General features: G+C 38.9%; 3 protein-coding genes. All 3 read left to right on the top strand.

Translation table 11 applies throughout. The features are described 5' to 3' along the window. Positions 1–205 precede the first annotated feature (205 nt). The gene (locus tag D6734_04685) at positions 206–400 is read left to right on the top strand and encodes a twin-arginine translocase TatA/TatE family subunit (protein RMF95925.1); all 195 of its coding nucleotides are present in this window, start codon (positions 206–208) and stop codon (positions 398–400) included. A gap of 23 nt (positions 401–423) precedes the next feature. Beyond that, complete coding sequence (locus D6734_04680) at positions 424–1,080, top strand: carboxypeptidase regulatory-like domain-containing protein (protein ID RMF95924.1); 657 nt, start codon at positions 424–426, stop codon at positions 1,078–1,080. A 63-nt stretch (positions 1,081–1,143) separates the two neighbouring features. Then, positions 1,144–2,684 (top strand): molybdopterin oxidoreductase (locus D6734_04675; protein ID RMF95923.1); only part of this gene is annotated, 1,541 nt, incomplete at its 3' end.

The raw sequence follows: 2,684 nt of genomic DNA, 5'->3' as shown, positions 1-2,684 counted from the left end.
GCAGATTTTGAAACTTCCTTTATATTGACTAAAATCCGTCACTACTTTTTGCCCTTACATTTTTTCCATCCTTTGAAAGTGTTATTAACACATTGATAATTGGGGGAATATTTTATTTATCTCAATTTTCAAATTTTGGCACAATAATTGCAATAATTTAAAAAAAAATTTATTAATTTTCTCAAATTTTGAGAGGAGGGTAGATATGTTTGGTTTAGGAATGCCTGAATTAGTTGTCATTCTTCTTATCGCCTTTATGGTTTTCGGTGTAAAGAAACTTCCTGAAATTGGTGAAGGCCTTGGAAAGGGAATCAAAAACTTCAAGCAATCCGTAAAGGAGATAAAGGAGGGGACAATAGACGAAGTCAAAGATGTTTCAAAAGAAGTGAAGGGTGCATAACTTATTAAAAGGAGGGTTTCTTGATGAAAAGAGCTTTTAAACCGATGACGGTGATGATGTCTGTTTTTGTTCTTTTTTTCTTTTTCCCAATTCTAAATGATGGAGTCTTTGCGAAATCCAAGAAATTTACAATTGCGGGAAAGGTAAAGTCTAAATTAAAAGGTGTCCAAATACAGATTCAAAGCAGTAAATTAAAATCACCGAAGACAGTGAAAACAAATAAAAAAGGTGCATTCGTTGTTAAAGGGCTGAAGAAAGGTACTTATATTCTATTCCCTGCAAAAGAAGGATACAACTTCAATCCTGCGGCAAAGACAGTTAAATTGAAAAAGAAAAAGAAGGTTAAGGTGAGCTTTAAGAGGATAAAAAAGGCGTCAGGCGACATTATTGCCCTTCACGATGCAGATTCGGAATCATATCGGACAGACTGCACCAACAGTAAATGCCATAAAGGCATCCTTACTGAAAAAACCTTGAGCCCAAAAGTAAAAACAGCGCATCAGACAATGCTGAATTATGTAACATCAGGCAACACAACTGATGAAAAATGTGTTTATTGCCATAAAGATACAGATGTTTTGGATCATTCAGCTGGAAATTACAGGACTAATGTCAGTGCAAGCTTATGCTCTGCCTGTCATGGACCTAATGGCATAGGGAAACAATTCTATCAGAAATAAGGGTAAACAAGATTTTATCAGGAATATGAATAATAACATTTAAATAAGATATGGGAGAAGGAGATGAAAGAGAAGTTAGAGAAGAAAAAAGAGGAAAAGAAAGGATTAAAAAGTTTTCTTAATCCCTCACTTGATAGAAGAAAATTTCTTAAAGTATCCGGAGTTTTAGGGTCAGCTGCAGTGGCGGCACCTGCGCTTTTGAAGTCTAAAAAGACATCTGCGGCTTCCTATTCTGAAAATACACCTGATGCCCTTGAAACGGATTCAGATGTTACCCTCAAACACAGTGTTTGCCTTATGTGCCATTCTGCATGCGGCACAAGAGGAAGGGTAAAAGATGGAGTGCTTCTTAAAATCGATGGCAATCCCTATCACCCAAATAATCTTGAACCTGATGAGCGCCTTTCCTACTCAACAGATCCAACAAGTGAGACTGCAAAAAAGACGAATGGTCGGCTTTGTCCCAAAGGGCAGGCAGGAGTACAGACTATATATGACCCATATAGGATAAAAAATCCTCTCAAAAAAATCGGCGACAGGGATTCAGGAAAGTGGAAAGAAATCACATGGGAACAGGCAATTGATGAGATTGCTGATATTTTAAAGGATATTTGGGACAACGACACTGATATAGATTCGAGTTTTCCAGAATTCGGGAAGGTTGCAAATAAATTGGTATTTAGCGCTGGAAGGATTGAACATGGTCAAAAGGAATTTACAGATAGAATTTTCAAGAATGGCTTTGGTACAATAAACTATCGTAACGACCACACGAGTATCTGTGAAGTCAGTCATCACACAGCGGGCGATATTGTGTCAGGATTTAAAAAGGACCATTGGAAGCCAGATGTATTGAATTGTGAATATATAATCTGGTGGGGGTCAAATCCACTTGAAGCAAGCTTTCCAATGAATCCACTTTCAAGGAAGGTTTCTGCCTTTTTGAAAAACGGCGGAAAGATGGATGTTGTAGATCCTCGTCTTTCAAATTCTGCCGCTAAGGCTATTCAGACAGGAGGCAGATGGGTTGCTCCCAAACCGGGCACTGACGCAGCTTTAGCTCTTGGGATAGCAAGATGGATAATTGATAATAAAAAATATGATGAAGGCTTTCTGAAGTTGACCCAACCTGGCAAGACGAATACAGTCACAGGTAAAACAGAATATACATATTCTGACGCAACATATCTTGTAGATACTTCTACAGGAGCATTCTTGACTGCAGAGGCGGCAGGGCTGGTAAGCAGTGGCGATCCTGATGCTGATAAGAATGTGGTATGGGATGGTGCGCAGGGAGTTATCTATGACACAGTTGATTCTGCGGAGATTTTGCCGGGAGCTGTAACTGTCAATGGTAAAACCTGTAAGACTGCATTTGAGATTTATAAGGAAGAAGTCGAGAAGAAAACAATTGCTGAATATGCAGATATCTGCGGCGTAGATCAAACAACGATCGAAGCAATGGCAGATGAATTTACAAGCCATGGTAAAAAGGCGGTTGTTGATGCATATAGAGGCGCAGTTCAGCATACAAACGGCGCGTACGCAATGATGGCTATTCTCTCACTGAATATGCTTATTGGAAATTTTGATTGGAAGGGTGG

The sequence above is a fragment of the Candidatus Schekmanbacteria bacterium genome (assembly GCA_003695725.1).
Lineage (GTDB): Bacteria > Schekmanbacteria > GWA2-38-11 > GWA2-38-11 > J061 > J061.
Note: the sequence above shows the minus strand (reverse complement) of the source record. Positions and strands in the feature narration are given on the sequence as shown.

Bases quoted from the DNA above. Each gene is read 5' to 3' on its own strand.
- D6734_04685 (RMF95925.1), top strand. From the start codon at position 206: ATGTTTGGTTTAGGAATGCCTGAATTAGTTGTCATTCTTCTTATCGCC.
- D6734_04680 (RMF95924.1), top strand. From the start codon at position 424: ATGAAAAGAGCTTTTAAACCGATGACGGTGATGATGTCTGTTTTTGTT.